The sequence below is a fragment of the Agromyces sp. GL_144 genome (genome assembly GCF_057834305.1).
In genome coordinates this window covers 464,054-487,197 of record NZ_CM174399.1, presented here as the reverse complement: position 1 = coordinate 487,197, position 23,144 = coordinate 464,054, and the positions used below count along the sequence as shown (strand labels likewise).

The window sequence follows — 23,144 nt, the reverse complement described above, 5'->3', positions numbered from 1 at the left end:
GTAACCGGCATCAGTAGTGCCAGGGATAGGGGCCCCAGTCGGGGTCGCGCTTCTCGAGGAACGCGTCGCGGCCCTCGACGGCCTCGTCGGTGCCGTAGGCGAGGCGCGTGGCCTCGCCCGCGAAGACCTGCTGGCCCACCATGCCGTCGTCGACCGCGTTGAACGCGAACTTCAGCATGCGCACGGCCGTCGGCGACTTGGTGAGGATCGTGCGCGCCATCGCGATGGCCTCGCGCTCGAGCTCGGCGTGCGGCACGACGCGGTTGACGGCGCCCATCTCGTAGGCACGCTCGGCGGAGTACTCCTCGGCGAGGAAGAACACCTCGCGGGCGAACTTCTGCCCGATCTGCTTGGCGAAGTACGCCGAGCCGTAGCCCGCGTCGAAGCTGCCGACGTCGGCATCGGTCTGCTTGAAGCGGCCGTGCTCGCGCGAGGCGATGGTCAGGTCGCAGACCACGTGCAGCGAGTGCCCGCCGCCGGCAGCCCAACCGGGCACGACCGCGATGACGACCTTGGGCATGAAGCGGATGAGGCGCTGCACCTCGAGGATGTGCAGGCGCCCGGTGCTCGCCCCGGCCGCGGGATCGCGCACGACCTCGGCCTCGTCGGCGGAGTACTGGTAGCCGTCGCGACCGCGGATGCGCTGGTCGCCGCCCGAGCAGAACGCCCAGCCGCCGTCCTTCGCGCTCGGGCCGTTGCCTGTCAGCAGCACGACGCCGATGCGCGGGTTCGTGCGGGCGTCTTCGAGGGCGCGGTACAGCTCGTCGACCGTGTGCGGCCGGAACGCGTTGCGCACCTCCGGCCGGTCGAACGCGATGCGCGCGATGCGGCCGTCGTTCGAGTGGTGGTAGGTGATGTCGGTGAGCCCTGCGGCGCCTGCGACGGCGGATGCCGCGTCGACCCACTCGCTCGCATCGAAGAGTTCGGAAACGCTCACCGTTCCAGCCTACGGCCCCGCCCCGACCCGCGCGGGCGCGCCCACGGCCTACCCGCGGCGACACATGCGCGGCCGCTCGGCGGCCCGCCGCCTACCCTTGGACGGTGACCACGACTCTGCGCACCTTCGCCGCCACTGCCGCCGCCGCCCTCCTGCTGGCCCTGACCGCCTGCGCGGCATCCGACCCCGCGTCGTCCGAGGCGACGACCGCCTCCGCCTCTCCGTCGGCCGAGGCCGGTGCGGGCACGACCTCCGGCGACGACACCACCTGTGCCGGTGTCGCCGTCGTCGTCGAGCTGCCAGAGCTCGACCTGCCCGACTCCCCCGCCGGAACCACCTGCGTCGAGACCGATGCGCCCATCGCCGCGAGCGAGGCCCTCGCCGAGGCGGGCATCACGACCGAGGGCACCGAGGAGTACGGCGACCAGGTCGTCTGCCGCGTGAACGGCGTGCCGGCCGAGGACTTCGCGCTCACCGCCGACGACGGCTCCGACTACTTCGAGACCTGTGCCTCCATGCCGGCCGCGTTCGCCTACTGGTCGCTCTGGACCCAGCCCGAGGGCGGCGAGTGGGGCTACGCGCAGGAGGGCCTCGCGACCCTCGAGCTGCAGCCCGGCGAACGCCTCGCCCTCCTCTTCACGGTGAACGGCGAGCCCGCCGCGCCGACCGTCTGACGCGCTCCACGCTCCCACCGTCTCCACGGCACATGCGCATCCGACCCGCACCGATCCGAGCCGCGGCCCTCGTCGCCGCAGGCTTCGTCGCGGTGCGGGTCGCGTATCGCGTCCTGTTCCATGGGGCGGATGCCGCGGGGCCGGTCGTGCTCCCGCTGCCGGCCATACCGCTCCCTCCGCCGTTCGGCCACGTCGTGCTGCTCGGGCCGGCCACGACGGGCGGACTGTGGGATGCCGCGACGAGCGCGCTGCCCATCGCGCTCACGATCCTCGCCTTCGGGTTGCTCAACGCGGTGCTCGACGTGCCGCGGCTGCTTGCACGCGGTGCCCGTCGCGGACCACTGCGCGGCGTCGCGCGCACCCTCGCCGTCGCATGGGCCGGGCTGCCGGCTCTCGCCGACGCCGTTCGCCGCGTGGGGTTCGCGCAGCGGCTCCGCGGCGAGCGCGGCGGCGCGCGCCTGCTCGCACCCGTGCTCGAACGCACGCTCGAGCGGGCGACGGCCGTGGCCGCGGCGCTCGAGCTGCGCGGCCTCTCGGGCCGCCCGGTCGAGGGGGTGTGCGAGCGACCGGTCGAGATCCACGACCTCGCCTTGAGCCATCGCGGGGCCGCAACATCCGCCGTGCAGGTCGACGAACTCGAACTCGAACCGGGCATGCTCACGCTCGTGACGGGGGCGACCGGCAGCGGCAAGTCCACGCTGCTCCGCGCACTCGCGGGCCTGCACACCCATCTCGACGGCGGCACCGCCGCGGGCGAGCTGCACGTCGTCGGGCACGACCGCGCGACCACGCCGCCGCGCGACACCGCACGACTCGTGGGGGTCGTGCTGCAGAACCCGCGCGAGGGATTCGCGACCGAACGCGTCGCCGACGAGATCGGCCTCACGCTCGAACTGCGCGGGGTCGACGCGACGATCGTGCGGGCGCGGGTGCACGAGATCGCGCACCGCGTCGGCATCGAGTCGCTGCTCGAGCGCGAGCTCGGCGGACTGTCGGCGGGCGAGGCCACGCTCGTCGCGATCGCCGCCGCCATCGCGGAGCACCCGATCCTCCTCCTCGTCGACGAGCCGCTCGCCGACCTCGACACCGCGTTCCGAGGGCGCATCGTCGAGATCCTCGACGCGCTCGCGCACGATGCCGGCATCTGCGTGATCGTCGCCGAGCACCGGCACGCCGAGTTCGCCCGGGTCGCCGATGCGCGAGTCGAGCTCCGCGGCGGGATCGCGCAGGAGATCACGGCGGATGCCACGACCGCGGCGGATGCCTCGACCCCGGCGGATGCCTCGACCCGAGGCCCGCTCGCCCACGCCACTGCGCCCGACCCCGACCCCGCCGCCGCCCGAGAATTCGCGCCCGCCGCCGCGGCCGGCCCCGTCCGCGCACCCGGTCGGTCTGGCGACCCGGTGCTGAGCGTCCGCGAGCTGACCGTTCTCCACGATGCGCACCGCGCGGTCGACTCGGCGAGCTTCGATTTCGCCGCCGGCGAGATCGTCGCGCTCACCGGCCCGAACGGCGCGGGAAAGTCGAGCCTCCTCGTGGCACTGGCGACCGACCACCACGCCGTGACGACGTTTCGCGTCTCCACGCCGTTCGACGCGGCCCGGCAAACCGCCGTCACGCCGCACAAGGTCGTCACGCGGCGGAGCCGAGGGCGGGAGCGCGCCGCGCGTCGCGACGTCACGCTGGTTCCGGATGCCTCCGATGACCTCTTCACTCGCACCACCGTCGCGGCCGAGTGCGCCCGCACCGATCATCGCGCCCGGCTCGCGCATGGCAGCACAGCGGCGCGGCTCGCGGAGTTCCTCGGCCTCGCGCTCGACTCGACGGCGTTCGAGCAGCGCCTGGCGCGGCATCCGCTCGACCTCTCGCTCGGCGAGCGCCGCTGCCTCGCGATCGCGATCCAGTCGGCGAGCGAGCCGGCCGTGCTCCTCGTCGACGAGCCGACCCGCGGACTCGACCCGGCCGCGCGAGCGCTCGTGGCCGCGGCGCTCTCGCGTGCGACCGAGCGCGGAGCCGCGGTGCTCGTCGCGACGCATGACGCCGACTTCGTCGCGGCCCTCGCCGACCGCGTACTGCCGATGCGCGACGGCGTGCTAGGCGAGGCGGCTGCACCATCACCCGTCGGCGCGCCGCGACCGGCCACCGCCGCTGCGCAACAGCCCGCGTTCCCCGCCATCGCGCAGCAGCCCACCGCCGTCCCCGCCGCACCCTCGAGGCATCCCTCCGGGCGTCCGTCCGGGGGCGCCGTGGGCCCCAGTTCGCCGGCCACCCCCACGCGGCCGGCCCGCGGCATCCGCTCGACCCCACCGGTCCTGACGGCTCCGGCCCTGCTCCTCGCGAACCTGGTCGCGCTCGCGTCGTTCACGTGGCCGCTCGTCGCGTACGCCCTGCCCTCGCAGGCAACGGCCGCGGCGCCCGCCGCCGCACTCGCCCTCGCACCGGTGGCGGCCCTCGTGGTGCTCGCCGCGCTCGACGGCTCGGTGCGCAGCGCCCACACCCTCGCGCTGCTCGGCACGCTCGCCGCGATCGGCGCCGCCGTGCGCATCGTGGGCACGGGCGTCGGCGGGGTCGAGGCCGTCTTCGTGCTGCTGATCCTCGCCGGGCGCGCGTTCGGCGCCCGCTTCGGCCTGCTGCTCGGCCTCGTCACGATCGCGCTCTCCACGGTCGTGACCGGCACGTTCGGCCCGTGGACGCCGTTCCAGATGTTCGCCTGCGCCTGGGTCGGCGCGGGCGCCGGGCTGCTCCCCCGCAGCCTGCCGCGACGCGTCGAGATCGCGATGCTCTGCGTCTACGGCGTGATCGCCTCGTACGTCTTCGGCCTCATCATGAACCTCTGGTTCTGGCCGTTCGCGATCGGCGCCGGATCCGACATCTCCTACGAGGCGGGCGCCCCGATCGGGCAGAACCTCGCCAGCTTCCTGCTGTATTCGCTCGTGACCTCGTCGATCACGTGGGACACGCTGCGCGCGATCACGACGATCGTCGGCCTCGTCACGATCGGCGCCGGCGTGCTGGCGGCGTTCCGCCGCGCGAAGCCGGTATCGAGCACGGCCGCAGGACGAAGCCCGAGCGCGGCGCCGGTCACACCGAGAAGTACTTCGCCTCGGGGTGGTGGAACACGAACGCGTCGGTCGACTGCTCGGGATGCAGCTGCAGCTCCTCGCTGAGCTCGACGCCCATGCGCTCGGGCTTCAGCAGTTCGACGACCTTGCGGCGGTCCTCCATGTCGGGGCAGGCGGGGTAGCCGAGCGAGAAGCGCGCGCCGCGGTACTCGAGCTTGAAGAGGCCGGCCGTGTCGGTCGGGTCCTCGGCCGCGAAGCCGAGCTCAGAGCGGATGCGGGCGTGCCAGTACTCGGCGAGCGATTCGGTGAGCTGCATGACGAGCCCGTTGAGCTCGTAGTAGTCGCGGTACTTGTCGGCCGCGAAGAGCTTCGCCGTGACCTGGTCGATATGCGCGCCGGCCGTCACGAGCTGCACGGGCAGCACGTCGACCTGCCCCGAATCGGCAGATCGCACGAAGTCCGCGAGGCACAGATGCCGATCGCGGCGCTGCCGCGGGAAGTGGAAGCGCAGCCGCTCCTCGCCGAGCGCGCCGCCGCGCCCGGAGCCTGCCGCAGGGCCGCCGACGCTGCCGCCGTCGGGCGCGAGCAGCCCCGCCCGCCCGAGCACGCCCGAGGGGTCGTCGCCGTGGTGCAGCACGATGAGGTCGTCGCCCTCGCTCACGACCGGGAAGTACCCGTACGCGACCGAGGCGTCGAGCATGCCCTCGGCGAGGATGCGGTCGAGCCAGTACCGCAGGCGCGGCCGCCCCTCGGTCTCGACGAGTTGCTCGTACGAGAGGCCGTCTTCACCGCGCCCGGGCTTCAGTCCCCACTGGCCCATGAACGTCGCCCGCTCGTCGAGGAACGCCGCATAGTCGGCGAGCGCGATGCCCTTGACGATGCGGGTGCCCCAGAACGGCGGCACCGGGATCGGGTTGTCGGATGCCACGTCCGAGCGCCCCGGCATCTCCTCGGGCTCGGTGAGCGTGAGCTTGGAGCCCGCACTGTGGATGCGCTTCTTCAGCGCCGGCAGGCCGACGGAAGCCGGGTCGGCACCGCGCGCGACCTTCACGAGCGGCTCCATGAGCGTGAGCCCCTCGAACGCGTCGCGGGCGTAGCGCACCTCGCCGTCGAAGAGGCTCGCGAGGTCGTCCTCGACATAGGCGCGCGTGAGGGCTGCCCCGCCGAGGATGATCGGCCACTTCTTCGCGAGGCCGCGCGACTGCAGCTCCTGCAGGTTCTCCTTCATCACGACGGTCGACTTCACGAGCAGCCCCGACATGCCGATGACGTCGGCATCGTGCTCCTCCGCGGCCGCGATGATGTCGGCGATGGGCTGCTTGATGCCGAGGTTGATGACCTCGTAGCCGTTGTTCGTGAGGATGATGTCGACGAGGTTCTTGCCGATGTCGTGCACGTCGCCGCGCACGGTGGCGATGACCATCTTGCCCTTGCCGCCCGACGAGGTCTTCTCCATGTGGGGCTCGAGCAGCGCGACCGCGGCCTTCATGGTCTCGGCGGACTGCAGCACGAACGGCAGCTGCATCTCGCCGGATCCGAAGCGCTCGCCCACGACCTTCATGCCCTCGAGCAGGTGGTCGTTGATGATCTGCAGGGCGGTCATGCCATCCGCGCGCGCGAGGTCGAGGTCGGCCTCGAGTCCCTTGGAGGCGCCGTCGATGATGCGCCGCTCGAGCCGCTCGCCGACCGGCAGCGCCGCGAGCTCGGCCGCGCGCTGGTCGCGGAGGGCCGCGGTGTCGACCCCGGCGAAGAGGTCGAGCATGCTCGCGAGCGGGTCGTAGGTCAGGTTGCCGTCGGCGTCGTACTCGCGTCGGTCCCAGACGAGATCGAGCGCGACCTTGCGCTGCTCCTCGGAGAGCGAGGCGAGCGGCACGATCTTCGCCGCGTCGATGATGCCCGAGTCGAGGCCGGCCTCGACGGCCTCGTGCAGGAACACCGAGTTCAGCACGCTGCGCGCCGCGGGGTTCAGCCCGAACGAGACGTTCGAGACACCGAGCGTCGTGTGGATGCCGGGGTACTTCTCGTTCAGGCCCCGGATCGCCGCGATCGTCTCGATCGCGTCGCGACGCGTCTCCTCCTGGCCGGTGGCGATGGGGAACGTCAGGCAGTCCACGACGAGGTCCTCGACGCGCATGCCCCAGTCGCCGACGAGCGCGTCGACGAGGCGCGAGGCGATGCGCAGCTTGTGCTCGGCCGTGCGCGCCTGCCCCTCCTCGTCGATCGTGAGGGCGATGACCGCGGTGCCGTGCTCCTTCACGAGCGGCATGATGCGCCCGAACCGGCTGGTCGGGCCGTCGCCGTCTTCATAGTTGACCGAGTTGACGACGGGCCGCCCGCCGATGAGCTCGAGGCCGGCGGCGATGACGGCGGGCTCGGTCGAGTCGATCACGAGCGGCAGCGTCGACGCGCTCGCGAAGCGCGACACGACCTCGCGGATGTCGGCGACGCCGTCGCGGCCGACGTAGTCGACGCAGACGTCGAGCAGGTGCGCGCCCACGCGGATCTGGTTGCGGGCGATCTCGACGCATTCGTCCCAGTTGCCCTCGAGCATGGCCTCGCGGAACGCCTTGGACCCGTTGGCGTTCGTGCGCTCGCCGATCGCGAGGTACGAGGCGTCCTGGTGGAACGGCACGTGCTGGTAGAGGCTCGCGACGCCGGCCTCGGGCTGCGGATGCCGCGCGCCTGCGGCGCCCTCGGGAACCCCGGAGGCGAGCCCCTCGCGCAGCGGGCGCAACCGCTCGACGACGGCCGACATGTGCTCGGGCGTCGTGCCGCAGCATCCGCCGATCAGGCCCAGGCCGAACTCGCGCACGAACTGCTCGTGCGCGGTCGCGAGCTCCGCCGGCTCGAGCGGATAGTGCGCGCCGTTCGCACCCAGCACGGGCAGCCCGGCGTTCGGCATGCACGCCACGGGCACGCGCGAGTGCTTCGAGAGGTGGCGCAGGTGCTCGCTCATCTCGGCGGGGCCGGTGGCGCAGTTCAGCCCGATGGCGTCGACGCCGAGCGGTTCGAGCGCCGTGAGCGCGGCGCCGATCTCGCTGCCCATGAGCATGGTGCCGGTGGTCTCGACGGTGACCTCGACGAAGATCGGCAGGCGGATGCCGCGACTGACGATGGCCTGCTTGCAGCCGTTGACGGCGGCCTTCGTCTGCAGCAGGTCCTGCGAGGTCTCGATGAGGAACGCGTCGGCGCCGCCGTCGATGAGGCCCTCGGCCTGCAGCGCGAACGTCTGCTTGAGGTGGTCGTACGTCGTGTGCAGCAGGCTCGGCAGCTTCGTGCCGGGTCCCATCGATCCGAGCACCCACCGCACGCGACCGTCGGATGCCTCGGCCGCCTCGACCCGTTCGCGCGCGATGCGCGCCCCCGCCTCGGCGAGCTCCTCGATGCGGTCGTCGATGCCGTAGTCCGACAGGTTCGACCAGTTCGCGCCGAACGTGTTCGTCTCGATGGCGTCGATGCCGACGGCGAGGTACTCGTCGTGGATGTCGGCGATCATGTCGGGCCGGCTGACGTTGAGGATCTCGTTGCAGCCCTCGAGCTGGAGGTAGTCGTCGAGCGTCGGCTCGTGTCGCTGCAGCATGGTGCCCATGGCCCCGTCGGCGATGACCACGCTCGAGTTCACGGCGTCGAGCAGCGCCTGCGACCGCGCGGGCCTCGCCACCCCGTCGATGTCGAGGGGGAAGCGAGGGGTGTTCGTTCGAGCCGTCACCCGCGCGAGTCTACTGAGCGCGCGCGGGTCCTTTGCCATGATGAGCACATGATGACGCTGCCCCCGCTCGACGACCTGCTCGCGACGGCCCGCGTCGTGGCGCTTCCCCTGGTGACGCGGTTCCGCGGCATCGACGTGCGCGAGGCGCTGCTCCTCGAGGGGCCGGAGGGGTGGACGGAGTTCTCCCCCTTCGTCGAGTACGACGACGTCGAGGCATCCGCGTGGCTCGCGGCGGCGATCGACTACGGCTGGACGCCGACGCCGGCCGCCCTGCGCAGCTCCATCCCGGTGAACGCGACGGTGCCGGCCGTCGACCCCGACAGCGTCGCCGCGGTGCTCGCCCGGTTCCCCGGTTGCCGCACGGCGAAGGTGAAGGTCGCCGCGAGCGATCAGGACCTGGCGCAGGATGTCGCGCGCGTGCGCGCCGTGCGCGCGGTGCTCGGCCCCGAGGGGCGCATCCGCGTCGACGCGAACGCGGGCTGGAACCTCGACGAGGCCGAGCACGCCATCCACGCGCTCGCGGAGTTCGACCTCGAGTACGTCGAGCAGCCCTGCCTGACGGTCGAGGAGCTCGCCGAGATCCGCCGCCGCACGAAGTACATGGGCATCCCGATCGCCGCCGACGAGAGCGTGCGGCGGGCCGACGACCCGCTCGCCGTCGCGGAGGCCGGCGCCGCCGACCTGCTGGTGATCAAGGCGCAGCCGCTCGGGGGCATCCGCAGGGCACTCGGCATCATCGATCGGGCGGGCCTGCCCGTGGTGGTCTCGAGCGCGCTCGACACGAGCGTCGGCCTCGCGATGGGCGCCGCGCTCGCGGCATCCGTCGCCGAACTCGAGTTCGACTGCGGCCTCGGCACGGCCTCCCTGCTGGCGGCGGATGTCACGACGTCGCCGCTCCTGCCCGTCGACGGCGCGATCCCCGTCGGCCGCGTGCAGGTCGACCCGGCGCTGCTCGACCGGTTCGCGGCATCCGAGGAGCGCACCGACTGGTGGCTCGAGCGACTCGGCCGCTGCCACGCGGTGCTGGCGAATCCCACGAGCGACGAACACTGACCGTCTGGGGGTGCGGGTGCGAGAATGCTCGCAGTCGTCCGTCGCGACCTCGGCGAGACCGGGGCCGCCGTCCGTTGGAGGTTCCATGCCGGTTCGCCCCCGCCTCGCGTCGTCGTTCGCACTGCCCTCACTCGCCGTGATCGCGGCCATCGCCCTCGCCGGCTGCAGCCCGACGCCGTCCGGCGGGCCGGCGACGGGCTCCGCCTCCGCGAGCCCGACCTCGAGTGCGGACGCCACCGCATCGGCCCCGGCGACGGACGCGGCCGCGAGCGAGGACCCGGCCGAGGCATCCGGATCGAACTGCCTCGTCGGCGACTGGGTGCTCACCGACGACCAGATGCAGCTCTACTACGACCAGGTCACCGCCGATCTCGCGGAGTACGCGATCGTCTACGACCCGACCGGCAGCGCGGGCCTGTCGTTCCGCGCCGACGGCACCTACGCGTACACGCCCGACCTGTCGCTCTCGGTCGACATCGCCGGGCTGCCGGCCGAGGCCACCCTCGGCGGAACGCTCTCGGGCCAGTACGCCGTCGACGGCGACACCGTGCGCACGAGCAACGACACCAACGAGCTCTCGATGGACGTCACGGTCGACGGCGTCGCGATGGACGGCACCGCCGTGACGGAGCAGATCCTGGACTCCCCCATCACGGCCGCGCCCTACGACTGCTCGGGCGACACGCCCGTCATCCACTTCTCGACCGGCGGCGGCAGCGTGCCGCTCACGCTCGCGCGCGGCTGACACCCGCCTGCCGTCGGTCGAGCAGGCGCCCCGGGCGCCGTACCGCCGGATGGTCCTATGGATGTCAAGTCGGGGTGAGGTCGGTTTTGAGGTCGTTGAAGACTTGGCGGGCGACGTAGCGTTTGAGGGCTCGTATGGTGTCGCGTTTTGAGAGTCCTTCGGTGAGTCGGCGTTGGATGTAGGCGCGTGTTTCTGGGTCGTGTTTCATGCGGCCGATGATGACCATGTGCAGTGCCCGGTTCGCTTGTCGGTCCCCGCCGCGGTGCAGTCGCATGCGGTGGGTCCGGCCTGAGGACACGGGGACCGGGGCCGCACCGCAGAGTCTCGCGAACGCGGCATCGCTGGGGATGCGGTCGATGTTCGCGGCAGCGGTGATGAGGAACCGGGCTGCGGTATGCACCCCGATCCCGGGTCTGGCGTACAGGGTCGGGGCGGTCGCGGCGACCAGGGCGGTCAGGTCCCGGTCGGCGGCGGTGATCTCGGTCAGGAGATCATCGATGCGCATGCCGAGGCGTTTCATGGCGAGTTTGGTTGCCTGCTCAGGCTCGGCCAGCCGGGCCGGGTCGGGGCGGAACTTCACGGCTTCACGTGCCAGGGCTGGCAAGGTCATCCCATCGAGGCGTTCGCGTAGCCGTGCGGGCGCGGTGACCCGGAGGTCCTTGAGCTGATTCAACGCTTGCGTGCGCGCCCGAACGGCGGAGTCGCGGACCAGGGTCAGCATCCGGATGGACTCGACCACACCGGTGGTGTCCTTCGGTGTCGTGCCCGCCATCCCCGCGAGGACTTTCCGTGCGGCGGCGATCGCGTCGATCCGGTCGTCCTTGCCCTGTCGGGCGCGGGTGGCCTTGTCCGTCGTGTCGACCTCGGCGACCTCGATCCCGGCGGCGCTCAGGTGCCGGGACAGGCCCGCCCCGTAGGAGCTGGTCAGCTCGATCCCGATCCGGTCGATGACGCCGAACCCGCTGACCCAGTCCAGGAGTGCTTGGTACCCGCCCGTGTCGGCCGGGAACTCGGCATCGCCGAGCAGCGCACCGGTCAGCTCGAGTACCGCGACGTGATGAGTGTGCGTGTGCGTATCGACGCCGGCGACGATGATCCGAGCCTGTGGGGGCGCAGCCTGTGTGGCTACCATGATGGTGTCTCCTTTCGAGTGATCGATTGGATGACCTCACCGGGCCGGGCGGACAAGACATTGAAGAGTCGGTGGACAGGGTCCTATTAGGTCACATCCCCACGCCCGGTCCGGCCTTCCGAACCGCGTGAACGGTGATCCCGGACGGGCCGACAAATCCAGCGCATGACATCAGCGAACGAGTCCGTCGAGTAGCAGGTCAGACCCACCCAGAACCACCACGACCATTCTTCAATGTCGAGTAGGCGCCCCGGCGCCGTATCGAGACCCTCGAGCGCGGTCTCGATACGGCCGCGAAGCCTACTCGACCGGCGAGGCCTCACCCCGGAGCGCCCGCCGGATGCGAGGGGCGAGCACGAGCGCGCCGCCCACGAGCAGCACGAGCGCGAGCAGCACCACGAAGCCCGCCTCGAAGCCGGTCATGCCGAGCGGGCCGAGCACGACGAGCGCCGCGGATGCCTCGAGCCCCGAGCCGACGCCCAGCAGGCGCACCTCGTGGTCGCCGAGTTCGGCGTCGAGCGGGATCGTCGCATTCACCGAGAGCCCGCCCTGGTCGTCGGCGGTCGCCGCGACCAGCAGCTGGGGCGTCGAGTGCAGCCAGATCTGCACCGTCTCGCCCGGCTCGAAGCCCGTGCCGGTCACGCCGATGGTGTCGCCGGGTCGCACGCTGCCGACCGAGAGCTGCACCGTCGGGGCCGCCGCACCCGGCTCACCGGGCTCGCTCGGCTCAGTCGGGCCGCCGGGCTCACCGGGTTCGCCGGGTTCGCCGGGTTCGCCCGGCTCGCCGGGTTCGCCCGGTTCCCCGGGCCCAGCCTCCTGCGCCTGCACGAGCACGGCGACCGACCGCGCGGGCACGGTGACCGTGCCGGTCGCGGCATCCCAGGCGGTCGTCTTCACGACCGCGTCGGAACCCGAGGCCTGCGCCTCGGCGAGCGCGAACTCACGACCGGCGAGTGCGTCGACCTGCTCGGTCACGGCCTCGGGCGAGGCGTTGAACACGACGAGGGCGCCGTCGAGCTCCGGGTCGACGTCGTCTCCGACGAGGTCGTCGACGAGCATTGTGATCACGCCCGGCGTCGCGTCGGCCCCGCTGTTCGGGAACGTCAGCTTCTGCTCGATGAGCTCCGCCGAGCCGAGCTGCAGCAGGTCGACCGAGGAGCGCACGCGCAGCAGGTCGAGGGCGGATGCCTCGGCCGCGGCGATGTCCGCGGCGGTCGGCTTCAGCGCGGGGTCGGCCAGCAGCGGCTCCATGATCGGCCACTTGTCGGTGTTGTCGGCCGCCATCGGCAGGCCGGAGCCGAAGGTGGACTCCTGCCCGGTCCAGTCGATGCGGTTGAACCAGTCGCCCGAGTTGTAGCTGTTGCGATCCAGCGACTTCGAGCGCAGCAGCTCCGTGCCGGCGTGCCAGAACGAGGGCGACTGCGAGAGCGTCACGGTCGCGAGCGACAGCGTGTTCATGCGCACGCGATCGGCCATCGACGTGTCCCTCGGCAGCTTCAGCACCGAGACGTCGTAGAGCGTCTCGTTGTCGTGCGCGTCGACGTAGTTGATGACCTCGTCGGGCTGGTCGGCGTAGCCGGCCGGCGCACCCCGGTAGTCGAGTTCGTCGCCCCGCACGGTCTCGCCCGAGGCATCCGTCAGCTCGTAGCCGCGCAGGTTGCCCGCGAGCCCGAGCTCGACCAGGTCGGTCTGGTGCCCGAGGTCGACGAGCTGGTCGGCCTGCGACGGCGTGCCGGGCTGTCCGTTCGGCGCGGTGCCGAGGCCCGTGCCGAAGCCCTGCTGGTACGTCGAGCTGCCGTCGACCGGGCTGCCGCCGTGCACGGCGTCGCGCAGGCGGTCGTTGAACGTGCCGATGCCGGTGCCGCCGAGCTGGCCCTGCGTCGCCTGCTCGAAGAGGGCGTTGTCGGCGACCTCGCCGAAGTTCCAGCCCTCGCCGTAGAGGTACACGGCCGTGCCGTCGACGCCGTCCTTCTCGAGCGTGAGCTCGTCGAGCGCGGCCCGCACGGCGAGCAGGTTCGCCTTCGAGTGGTGCCCCATGAGGTCGAAGCGGAACCCGTCGACCTTGTACTGCTTCGCCCAGAGCACGACGGAGTCGACCATGAGCTTCTGCGCGACCTCGTGCTCGGTGGCCACGTTCTGGCAGCAGGTCGAGGTCTCGACCGCGCCGTACGTGTTGAGGCGCTGGTAGTAGCCCGGCACGATGCGGTCGAGCACCGACCGCTGGCCCTGGCCGGCCTCGGCGGTGTGGTTGTAGACCTCGTCGAGCACGACCTGCAGGCCCGTCCCGTGCAGGGCGCCGATCATCTCGCGGAACTCGCTCACGCGCGCACCGCCGTCGGGGTCGACCGCGTAGGAGCCCTCCGGCGCCTGGAAGTGGAACGGGTCGTACCCCCAGTTGAAGCCGTCGAGGTCGCGGATCGCCGCGATGCACGCCTGCTGCTCAGGCGAGGCGGGTCCGTACGACGCGAGGTCGCAGTCGGGCGTCGCCTGCGCTGCGCGGTCCTCCTCGATCGTCGCGAGGTCGAAAGTGGGCAGCAGGTGCACCGTGTTGATGCCGGCCGCGGCGAGCTCGCGCAGTTGCGCCGTGCCCGCCGAGTCGCGCGTGAACGCCGTGTAGGTGCCGCGCTCGGCCTCCGGGACGCTCTCGTCGCCGATCGAGAAGTCGCGCACGTGCAGTTCGTAGATCGCGCGGTCGACCGCGCGCTCCACGATGGGCGCGGGCGTGTCGCGCCACAGGGGCGGCTGGAACTCGGGGTCGTCGAGGTCGACGACGACCGTGCGCGCCGAGTTCGTCGTGAGGGCGACCGAGTACGGGTCGGTCACGGAGTTCGTCTCGATCGCACCCGTCGACGGGGCGAACACCTCGACGCTCCAGCGGTACTCGTCGCCGTCGTCGAGGCCGTCGACCGACCAGGTGCCGTCAGCCTCGTCGCGCTCGGCGGCGATGAGCTCGGGGTCGCCCGTGGCGCCGGCATCCCAGCGCTCGAGCGAGACCGCCTGCGCGGTCGGCGCCCAGAGGCGCGCGGTCGCGCTCGTCCCGGCGTCGTTCCACTCGAGCCCCAGTGTCGTCGTCGCCACGGCGCCGCCGTAGACGTGGTCGAGCACGCCGGGCAACTGCACACCCGTGAAGGCGCTCAGCTCGCCGCCGGTGACCTGCGCCACCGCGAGCTGCTCGGTGAGCAGCTGCTCGACATCGGCGCGGTCCAGGCCCACCGGATGCAGCGCGACGAAGCCCTCGAGCGCCGGGAAGGTCGCGAGCTGCTCGACGCTCAGCCCGTCGGGGTCGACCTCGAGCTCGATCGCATCGCCGCCTCCCGTGACGGCGCCGTCGGCGACCGCGAGGCTCGCGTCGGGCGAGTGCTGCAGCGTGAACTGCGCACCGTCGGCGGATGCCGCGCCGAGCAGTTCGGCCGGCCAGGCGAGCGTGTCCTCGCTCACCCAGTGCGCGCGCGCCTGCCCGGTGCCCGCCAGCGGCGGGTCGGAGACCACGATCTCGAGCACATGCGTCTCGAGGGTGTACCGGAACTCGACGAGCTCACCGTCGTCCGTCGAGAAGGTGTAATTGTCGCCGCCGGGAGCACCGCCGACGCCGTAGTTCTCGTCCCAGCTGCGGCCGTGCGCGACCTTGACCTCGTACGAGCCGGCCGGCAGCGCCGAGGTCGAGTACGTGTACACCCCGTCCTTGTCGCCGTCCTGCATGAGCGTCGCGAGGCACTCGGGCTGCCAGTCGCCGGGGCATCCGAGCTCGGACTGCAGACTGCCCGGCAGGGTCACGACGGGGCCCTCGGCGGTCGAGGAGACGACATGCGTCGTCGGGTTCCAGAAGAACGTGACCGGCGTCGTGCCGTCGGTCGAGTACGTGACGTTGCCGCCGTTCGGCTCGCCGTTCGCGCCGTAGTTGAGATCCCAGCTGCCGTTGATCGCGACCTTGTACTCGTAGTCGCCCGCGGGAATCGCGAACGTGCCCTCGTAGATGCCGTCGGCGCGCAGCGTGAGCTTGGCGGCCTCGCAACCCGGAGCCCAGTCGCCCGCACAGCCCATCTCGGAGTTGTGGCTGCCGGGCACCGTGACGAGGTCGATCGGCTGCTCGGGCTGCTCCTCCTCGACGAGGTTGACGGCGTTGCCCACGCTCGCGTACGTGCTCGCCGCAGAACGGTGGCCCGCGGCATCCGTCGACACCGCGCGGTACTCGATGAGCGTGCCGCCCTCGAGGCCCGCCGTGTCGTGGAAGACGCGCGGGCTCGTGTCCTCAGCCGTGCCGAGCGCGTGCCAGTCGTCATCGCCGGCGCCCGCGACGCGCCAGGCGAAGCTCGTCTCCTGCCAGGTGTCGTCGTCGACGTCGGCTGCGACGGGCGTGATGCCCGAGACGCCGGCGCCCGCGGAGGGCGTCGAGACCGAGATGGCGGATGCCGCGTCGGGGGCGCTCACCGCACGGTCGGCCTTCCATACCACGGCCCCGAGCGCCGGCACGGTGACGGATGCCACGCCGTCGACATCGGCCGTCACGGCCTGCCCGTCGCCCGAGAGCACCGTGAACGCGCCGTCCTTCGTGAGCGTCGGCACCTGCACGGTGCGCTCCTCGTTCGCGTTGTTCGCGGCGACGAGGTACTCCACCTTCTCGTCACGGTCGACGCGCGAGAACGCGTAGACGCCCGCGCCGTTGTCGACGTAGCGCTCGATCTGGGCACCGGTCGCGAGCGCGGGGTGCGCCTGGCGCAGCGCGGAGAGGGCGGCGATGTGCTCGTAGAGCGGGGCATCCGTGTCGTAGCGGTCGACGCTGCCGGCCGTCTCGCCGGTCACCAACGGCTGGTTCTCGAACTCGTCGACCTGGCTCGCGAACAGCGTCTGGCGGGCGCTCTGGTCGCCCCCGATGCCGGCGAAGCCCTGCTCGTCGCCGTAGTAGACGACGGGCTGGCCGCGCGTGAGGAAGAGCAGGGCGTGCGCGAGCTCGTCGCGCTCGAGCGGGGCATCCGTGCCGGAGAGGAAGTACCCGACTCGGCCCATGTCGTGGTTGCCGAGGAAGGTCGGCAGCGCCGACGCCGAGGTGTCGGCCGTCGTGTAGTAGTCGTCGCCCGCGAAGAGGGACTGCAGGTTCTTCGCCGAGTTGCCCGCCGCGAAGCTCACCGCCTGAGACTGGAAGGTGAAGTCGAGCACCGAGTTCATGTCGGTCTTGCGCACGTACGGGCTGAGCTTCTGCGGGTCGGCGTCGTAGACCTCGCCGAACATGAAGAAGTCGGGCTTGCCGTGCTCGTGCGCGTAGTCGAGCACCTGCGTCGACCACTGCTCCCAGAACTCGAAGTTCACATGCTTCGCGGTGTCGATGCGGAACCCGTCGATGCCGAGGTCGATCCACCGGTCGTATACGTCGACGAAGCCGTTCACGACGGTCGGGTGCTCGGTCATGAGGTCGTCGAGGCCGACGAAGTCGCCGTAGGTGACGGACTCCCCCTCCCACGTCGAGTCGCCGCGGTTGTGGTAGAGCGTCGGGTCGTTCAGCCACGCCGGAACCTTGAGGTCGGCGTCCTCGGGTCGCACGACCGGCGTGTACGGGAAGCTCGTCGACGCGTCGAGCGCCGGGAACGGGCCGGCGTCGGGTCCGGCGTAGTCGGCGAGGTCGATCTCGTCGCCGTCGGCGTCGGTGTACGGGCTCGTCGCCTGGTCGATGTAGGAGTACTGCTGCTCCTCGTAGTCGATGACGTCGGCCGTGTGGTTCGTGATGATGTCGAAGTAGACCTTGATGCCCTTGTCGTGCGCCTCGGCGATGAGCGCCTCGAGCTCGGCGTTCGTGCCGAGGTGCGGGTCGATCTGGGTGAAGTCGGTGACCCAGTAGCCGTGGTACCCGGCGCTCGCGTTCGCACCCTCGCCCTGCACCGGGCGGTTCTTGAAGCTCGGCGTGAGCCAGATCGCCGTCGTGCCGAGGCCCTCGATGTAGTCGAGCCGGTCGCGCAGGCCCTGCAGGTCGCCGCCGTTGTAGAACCCCTTGTGGGTCGGGTCGAAGCCCGTGGTCAGGGCGTCGCCCGTGAGCCCGCCCTCGTCGTTCGAGGCGTCGCCGTTGGCGAACCGGTCGGTCATCACGAAGTAGAAGTTCTCTTCGCTGCCGAGCTGGCGCACCGGATCGGCGACGAGCGCGGCGTCCGCCTCGTCGGTGTAGGCGCCGCGGAGTCCGGTCGCCTCGAGCCCGACGCGCTTCAGGGTGTCGTCGAACACGACGCGCACCGGGGTGTCGCCTGCGACGGTGAGCGGGATGTTGTCGCCGCCGCCGTTCAGGCCGTACGCCTCGTCCCACGCGTCGTTCACGGCGACCTTGTACTCGTACGTGCCGGCCGGCACGGTGAAGTCCGCGGCGTAGACGCCGGGAGTCGCGGTCGCGACGAGCTCGGTCTCTGCACAGTCGGGCGCCCAGTCGGCGGCGCAACCGAGTTCGTCCTGGAGCGAGCCCACGAGGGCGAACGTGCGGGGCTCGTCGGCGGTCGCGGCGAGGCCCGGGACGACGGCCAGGGCGGATGCCGCGAGCCCTCCGGCGACCACGAGGGCGAACCAACTGCGAGCGCGAGTGCGTTGCGTCATCCTTGACTCCTGTTTCCCGGCACGACGACGTGCCACCGACTTGGAGCCGAAGCTAGCAGCGCGCCTCGGGTTAATGCAAGCGCTTGCATTAATGTCGGGCCGAAAGATCAACCCATGCGGCGCGCGCGAACGCCTGATCTGCAAGCGTTCTCACGGGATCGGCATGGCGTCCCGCGGCGCGCGGGACGGTGCGCGACGCGGCGCGCCGCCTGCAGCCGTAGCCCTGCGCGCCTTCCCACGCAGGTTTCCGTTCGCGCCCGAGGTCTCCGCGCGAACGGAAACGCCTCGCGCGAACGGAAACACGTGCCGAACAGGGTGCCGCAGGATGTCGCGGGCCGACGGACGCCGCGCAGGGCCGACGACGCGCAGGGAAGGCGAGATCAGAGCCCGGAGTACGCGTGCAGTCCCTTGAAGAACAGGTTGACGATCGTGAAGTTGAACAGCACCGTCGAGAAGCCGATGATGGCCAGCCACGCCGATCGCGAGCCGCGCCAGCCGCGCGTCGCGCGTGCGTGGATGTACCCGGCGTAGACCACCCAGATGATGAAGGTCCACACCTCCTTGGTGTCCCAGCCCCAGTAGCGGCCCCATGCGGCCTCGGCCCAGATGGCGCCGGCCATGAGGGTGAAGGTCCAGAGGATGAAGCCGATGATGATGACGCGGTAGGCGAGGTTCTCGAGCGTCGCCGAGTCGGGCAGCGTCGCGAGGAACGAACGCTTGGCCGCCTTGGCCGAGGCGACGATCGCCTCGCGCCTGGCCTGCATGAGCTGCACGACCGAGAGCGCGAAGCCGAGCGCGAGGAAGCCCACGGCCGAGGTCGCGACGAACACGTGGATCACGAGCCACGCCGACTGCAGTGCCGGCGGCAGCGGCACGACGCTGACGTAGAAGTTCACGGTCGCGATGCCGAGCAGCACGAGCACGAGCCCGGTGATGAACGTGCCCAGGAAGCGCAGGTCGTGCTTGGAGACCACGAGCACGAGCAGGTACACCGTCGTGATGACGAGCGTGCCGGTGAGCGCGAACTCGTACATGTTGGCCCACGGCACACGGCCCGCGGCGAGCCCGCGCGTCACGTCGGCCGCGAGGTGCAGGGCCCACGCCAGCACGGTCATGGCCACGGCCACGCGCAGTGACGGCGAGCGCCCGTAGGCGATGCTCGCCCCGTCGGCGCCTCGAGCGGGGCCGTCCTGAGCCGCGCCGCCCCGAGCCGGTCGAACGGATGTCGCGGCCGACGTCGCGGCGGCGGTCGATGCCGATGCCGCCTTCGACGCCGACGCCGACGCCGACGCCGACGCCGACGCGGCGATCGTCGTGGGGGCGCCGACCCGTGCGGGCACGACCGGGGCCGAGGCCTCGGTCGCGGCATCCGCCGCCTTGGTCGCGGCCGCCGAACGACGCGCGAGGTCGATCGAGTAGGCGATGAACGCGATCGCATAGACGGCCATGGCCGAGTACACGAGGGTGATGGAGATCTCGTCGAGCGTCACGCTACAACCTTACGTCGTCGGTTTCGCCGGATCACCGGCGGTTTCGGATGCATCTTGCTGTGAGGCCTGCTCGGGCGCCGGCCCGCCGTGGCGATCGGCGAACGAGCTGACGGCGTCGTCGAGCCCGGGGTCCTCGCCGCGCGCGAGGCCGGCGTACTCGAGCACGACGGCGCCGTCGGGGCGCGTCGCGGCCTTGACCCACACGCGGCGACGCGGGATGAACAGCGACACGAGCAGCCCGGCGACGATGAGGATCGCGAAGACGAGCACCCAGCCCTGCGAGGGGTCGCGGTGGATGTCGAAGCTCGCGAACCGGTCGACGCTGTGCGAGTAGTCGCCGTCGGCGGCGTTCGGGAGCCCTTCGGGCGTGACGTCCTCGAACGTGACCGTGCCGAGCCCGTTCGGCAGGTCGACGGTCTCGCCCGGCATGAGCTCGAGCGCCGCGACATCCGTGCCGCGCCCGTTGAGCTGCTCCATCTTCGACGGGTCGAGGGTGTACACCGAGGTCGGCGTGCCGGCGTCGATGCCGAGATCCCCGGAGTACACCGTGAGCGTGAGCACCGGGTAGACGAGGTCGGGGTAGTTCGAGGCGTACGCCCCCGAGTCCAGCGTCGTCTGCGTCGGGTAGAAGAGGCCGATCATGCCGAGCTGCTCGGGCATGCCGTCGGGCACCTTGACGACGCCGATCGAGGTGAGGTTCGCATCCTGCGGCAGGAACGGGATGGCGTCGGTGAAGACGACGTCGCCGTCGGCGTTCGTGACCGTGATCGTGGGCGCGTAGCCGTTGCCGAGCAGGTACACGTCGGTGCCGTGCGCGCGCAGCGGGTGGTTGACCTTGACCTCGCCCTCGACGGCCTCGTCGGCGCCGCGCTCCGTGACCTCGACGGTCGCGGTGAAGTCGACGGGCTGGCCGAGCGCCTCTTGATTCTGCGTCTCGTAGACGGCGTCGAGGTCGGTGAGCGTGAGCTTGTACGGGTCGAGGCTCGCATCGTCGAAGAACCGCCCGGGGTTGAACGAGTCGTAGGCCGCGAGCGTGTTCACGAAGGACTGCCCCTCGACGACGACCCGCTGCCCGGCGAAGCCGAACCCGCCGCCGATGGCCACCGTGACGAGCACGCCGAGCAGGGCGGTGTGGAACACGAGGTTGCCGGTCTCGCGCAGGTACCCGCGCTCGGCCGACACCGACGGCTCGCCGCGCAGCTCGTACCGCTCGACGCGGTAGCCCGCGCGCTTCAGGTCGGCCTCGGCACGGTCGATCGCAGCCTGCGCGGACTCGCCCTCCGGCAGGGCGCGCTCGGTGTAGCCCGCCAGCCTGGCCAGGCGTGCGGGGGTGCGCGGCGGCCGGGCCCGCAGGGCGTCGAAGTGGTGCTTCGTGCGCGGGATGATGCATCCGATCAGCGACACGAACAGCAGCAGGTACACGGCCGAGAACCACGCCGACGTGTAGACGTCGAACATCTGGAATCCGTCGAGCACCGGCGCGAGGGTCGGGTTGTCGGCGAAGTACTGCGTGACGCCGTTGGGGTCGCTCGAGCGCTGGGGCACGAGCGAGCCGGGCACGGCCGCGATCGCGAGCAGCAGCAGGAGCAGGAGCGCGGTGCGCATGCTCGTGAGCTGGCGCCACGCGAAGCGCAGCCAGCCGACGAGGCCGAGCTTCGGCTGGGTGACGGATGCATCGACCGACGGCTCGGGCGAATCGATGTGGTCGTCGGGGCGCGAGAGCGCGCCTGGGTCAGATCGCGGGGACAAAGCCGGAGATCACCGCCTGCAGTTCGTACATCCAGATGGTCCAGAGACCCGAGAGCATGAGCAGCCCGATCGCGATGAGCAGCGACCCGCCGATGATGTTGATCGTGCGGATGTGGCGGCGCACGAAGGCGAGCGACCCGGTGACCCAGCCGAACCCGAGCGCGACGAGCAGGAACGGGATGCCGAGGCCGATGCAGTACGCGAGGCCGAGCAGCACGCCGCGCCAGAGCGAGCCCGAGTCGGCACTGAGCGTGAGCACGACCGCGAGGGTCGGGCCGATGCACGGCGTCCAGCCGAGGCCGAACACGACGCCGAGCAACGGGGCGCCGGCGAGCCCGGTCGCGGGACGCCACGACGGCTTGATCGTGCGCTGCAGGAACGTGAACTGCCCGATGAACACGAGCCCCATGACGATGAGGATCACCCCGAGGAACCGCGTGATGACGTCGCCGTAGGCGTTGAACCAGGCGCCTGCGACGCCCGCGAGCAGGTTGAACGTGACGAACACGACCGTGAAGCCGGCGACGAACAGCAGCACTCCGAGCACCAGTCGGCGACGGTATCGGCGCTCCTCCGAAGCATCCGCCGATGCCTCGACGAACCCGCCGATGTAGCCCAGGTAGCCGGGCACGAGCGGCAGCACGCACGGAGAGAGGAAGGAGACGATGCCCGCGAGCAGGGCGATGGGCATGGCCGCGAGCAGCTGCCCGTTGAGCACGACCTCGCCGACGCCGCCCACGCTAGGCCTGCTCGTCGAGCACGCGGTCGACGATCGACGAGAGGATCGACGCGTCGGTGAGCTGGCCGAGCACGCGCGCGGCGACGCGTCCTTGCTGGTCGAGCACGATCGTCGTGGGCACGGCCGCCGGCGGCACCGGGCCGGCGAAGGCGAGCTGCGCCTCGCCGGACTCGACGTCGAGGATCGACGGGTAGGTGACGCCGTAGGTCTGCTCGAAGGAGGCCGCGTTGGCAGCCTGGTCGCGCACGTTGACCCCGACGAACGCGACCTCGTCGGCCTCGTAGCCCTGGTGCACCTCTTCGAGCACGGGCGCCTCGACCCGGCAGGGCGCGCACCCCGCGTACCAGAAGTTCACGACCGTGACCTCGCCGAGCGTGTCGGCCGAGTCGAACTCGTCGCCCTCGACCGTCTCGCCTGAGAACGAGATCGGCTCGCCGCGGTCGCCCGCGTCGTACTCGGAGATGCTGCCGTCGCCCGCGATGTAGTTCTTGCCGCTGCCCTCGCGGAACTGGTCGGCGAGCGGGTCGCTCGTGCAGCCGGTGAGCAGCAGGGCGGATGCCGCGACGAGCGCTGCGACGGCGGCTGCGGGCCGCCGCCCGCGGATCGTTCGGGCGGGTCGGGTTCGGCGCATCACACGGCTCCCACGTCGGTGGCCTGCGCGGCGAGGCCGGAGGCGGGGTCACGGTAGTCGACCTCGACGAAGCGGTCGCCTCGGCGCTCGAGCGTGGTGATGCTCGAGAGCGCGCAGCGACGGCGGCGCGGATCGTGCGCGAGCGAGAGGCCCGCGAGCCTGCGGTGCACCATCCAGATCGGGAGCTGATGGCTGACGATGACGACGTCGCCCGAGTCGACCGAACCCCAGGCATCGCCGACGGCATCGAGCATGCGGGTCGCGATCGAGCCGAAGGCCTCGCCCCAGCTCGGCTCCCACGGGTTGACCAGGAACCGCCAGTTGCGGATGTCTCCGAGCGCACCGCCCCGGCCGGTCATGCGCTTGCCCTCGAAGCGGTTCTCGGGTTCGATGACCCGTTCGTCGAGCGTGGGCTCGAGGCCGAACGCGGCGGTCATGGGCTCGGCGGACTGCTGCGTGCGCTGCAGCGGCGAGGCGACCAGCGCCGTCACCGGACGACCGGTCGCGACGAGCAGGTCGGCCGCGGACTGCGCCATCTGGCGCCCGAGGTCGGAGAGCCCGTATCCGGGGAGTCGCCCGTAGAGCACGCCCTGGGGGTTGAAGACCTCGCCATGGCGCACGAGATGGATCTGCTCGGCCGGCACGGTCTCCAGTCT

At 71.4% G+C, this 23,144-nt stretch carries 13 protein-coding genes; 4 read left to right on the top strand and 9 right to left on the bottom strand.

What is annotated here, in order from left to right; genetic code table 11:
• Positions 1 to 10: 10 nt before the first annotated feature.
• Complete coding sequence (locus AC3IPY_RS02125) at positions 11 to 937, bottom strand: 1,4-dihydroxy-2-naphthoyl-CoA synthase (RefSeq protein WP_489186337.1); 927 nt, start codon at positions 935 to 937, stop codon at positions 11 to 13.
• A gap of 104 nt (positions 938 to 1,041) precedes the next feature.
• On the opposite strand from AC3IPY_RS02125, the gene AC3IPY_RS02120 reads away from it, so the two are divergent.
• The gene (locus AC3IPY_RS02120; RefSeq protein ID WP_489186336.1) at positions 1,042 to 1,611 is read left to right on the top strand and encodes a hypothetical protein; all 570 of its coding nucleotides are present in this window, start codon (positions 1,042 to 1,044) and stop codon (positions 1,609 to 1,611) included.
• A gap of 32 nt (positions 1,612 to 1,643) precedes the next feature.
• The gene (locus tag AC3IPY_RS02115; protein WP_489186335.1) at positions 1,644 to 4,778 is read left to right on the top strand and encodes an ATP-binding cassette domain-containing protein; all 3,135 of its coding nucleotides are present in this window, start codon (positions 1,644 to 1,646) and stop codon (positions 4,776 to 4,778) included.
• On the opposite strand, the gene metH is transcribed toward AC3IPY_RS02115, so the two are convergent.
• A complete protein-coding gene (gene metH / locus AC3IPY_RS02110) occupies positions 4,693 to 8,421 on the bottom strand; it encodes a methionine synthase (protein ID WP_489186334.1) in 3,729 nt (1,242 codons plus the stop codon). The genes AC3IPY_RS02115 and metH overlap by 86 nt on opposite strands.
• A 12-nt stretch (positions 8,422 to 8,433) precedes the next feature.
• Between metH and AC3IPY_RS02105 the strand changes: the two genes are divergently transcribed.
• Together AC3IPY_RS02105 and AC3IPY_RS02100 are read left to right on the top strand one after the other, a co-directional pair.
• Positions 8,434 to 9,435, top strand: coding sequence for an o-succinylbenzoate synthase (locus AC3IPY_RS02105; RefSeq protein ID WP_489188412.1), 1,002 nt, complete (start codon positions 8,434 to 8,436; stop codon positions 9,433 to 9,435).
• 85 nt (positions 9,436 to 9,520) lie between these two features.
• Positions 9,521 to 10,180 carry a hypothetical protein gene (locus tag AC3IPY_RS02100; RefSeq protein ID WP_489186333.1) on the top strand — a complete coding sequence of 220 codons (660 nt, stop codon included), beginning with the start codon at positions 9,521 to 9,523 and terminating at the stop codon, positions 10,178 to 10,180.
• A gap of 64 nt (positions 10,181 to 10,244) precedes the next feature.
• On the opposite strand, the gene AC3IPY_RS02095 is transcribed toward AC3IPY_RS02100, so the two are convergent.
• The 7 genes from AC3IPY_RS02095 to AC3IPY_RS02065 form a co-directional block, all read right to left on the bottom strand.
• The gene (locus tag AC3IPY_RS02095; RefSeq protein WP_489185656.1) at positions 10,245 to 11,312 is read right to left on the bottom strand and encodes an IS110 family RNA-guided transposase; all 1,068 of its coding nucleotides are present in this window, start codon (positions 11,310 to 11,312) and stop codon (positions 10,245 to 10,247) included.
• 300 nt (positions 11,313 to 11,612) lie between these two features.
• On the bottom strand, positions 11,613 to 17,879 hold the full coding sequence (gene pulA, locus AC3IPY_RS02090; protein ID WP_489186332.1) for a pullulanase-type alpha-1,6-glucosidase: 6,267 nt from the start codon (positions 17,877 to 17,879) through the stop codon (positions 11,613 to 11,615).
• A 380-nt stretch (positions 17,880 to 18,259) separates the two neighbouring features.
• Complete coding sequence (gene ccsB / locus AC3IPY_RS02085) at positions 18,260 to 19,327, bottom strand: c-type cytochrome biogenesis protein CcsB (RefSeq protein ID WP_489188411.1); 1,068 nt, start codon at positions 19,325 to 19,327, stop codon at positions 18,260 to 18,262.
• A gap of 51 nt (positions 19,328 to 19,378) precedes the next feature.
• Positions 19,379 to 21,118, bottom strand: coding sequence for a cytochrome c biogenesis protein ResB (gene resB, locus AC3IPY_RS02080; RefSeq protein WP_489186331.1), 1,740 nt, complete (start codon positions 21,116 to 21,118; stop codon positions 19,379 to 19,381).
• Positions 21,102 to 21,857, bottom strand: a complete 756-nt coding sequence (locus AC3IPY_RS02075) for a cytochrome c biogenesis CcdA family protein (protein WP_489186330.1) — start codon at positions 21,855 to 21,857, stop codon at positions 21,102 to 21,104. The genes resB and AC3IPY_RS02075 overlap by 17 nt, the downstream gene beginning before the upstream one ends.
• Position 21,858: 1 nt before the next feature.
• Positions 21,859 to 22,488: a TlpA family protein disulfide reductase gene (locus AC3IPY_RS02070; protein ID WP_489186329.1), complete on the bottom strand. Its 630-nt coding sequence runs from the start codon at positions 22,486 to 22,488 to the stop codon at positions 21,859 to 21,861.
• Positions 22,488 to 23,132 carry a histidine phosphatase family protein gene (locus AC3IPY_RS02065; RefSeq protein ID WP_489186328.1) on the bottom strand — a complete coding sequence of 215 codons (645 nt, stop codon included), beginning with the start codon at positions 23,130 to 23,132 and terminating at the stop codon, positions 22,488 to 22,490. Before AC3IPY_RS02065 ends, AC3IPY_RS02070 begins: the two co-directional genes overlap by 1 nt.
• Positions 23,133 to 23,144: the final 12 nt, after the last annotated feature.